We start from the raw sequence: 540 nt of genomic DNA, 5'->3' as shown, positions 1-540 counted from the left end.
ATGCGGTCGGCGCCGTGATGATCGCGGAGGAAGCGATCAAGCTGTCGCCGTCCTCGACCTGGGCCTCGCAGGCGGTGCTCGGCTTCCGCTGCGCGCGCGGCGACTGGAGCGGCGCGCTTGCGATTCTCGATTCGAATCTGTCCGCGGGCCTGATCGACAAGCCGGCCTATCGCCGCCAGCGCGGTGTGCTGCTCACCGCACGGGCGCTGGAACTGCAAACCATGGACCGCGACGTCGCGCGCGAGAGCGTGATGGAAGCGATCAAGCTTGCGCCGACCCTGGTGCCAGCCGCGGTGCTTGCCGCAAAATTCGAGAGCGAGGCGCATCAGGTGCGCCGTGCCATGAAGCTGGTCGAGGTCGCCTGGCTTGCCAACCCGCACCCCGATCTCGCCGACGCCTATGCGCATGTGAAGCTCGGCGATACCGCCTGGCACCGCTTGCAGCGCGTCGAGACGCTTGCGGCCAAGACGCCTGCCGACAAGGCCGGCCATATCGAAGGCCAGCTCGCGATCGCGCGTGCCGCGATCGACGCCTCCGAGT

1 pseudogene is annotated in these 540 nt (G+C 68.3%); it reads left to right on the top strand.

Annotation, left to right across the window (positions count from 1 at the left end):
- Window positions 1-540 (top strand): annotated as a pseudogene (locus tag MOV75_RS41395) (hypothetical protein); the annotation flags it as partial.

The sequence above is a fragment of the Bradyrhizobium sp. PRIMUS42 genome (assembly GCF_023006515.1).
Taxonomy (GTDB): domain Bacteria; phylum Pseudomonadota; class Alphaproteobacteria; order Rhizobiales; family Xanthobacteraceae; genus Bradyrhizobium.
The sequence above is the reverse complement of the archived record's forward strand: the minus strand, read 5'-3'. Positions and strand labels throughout refer to the sequence as shown.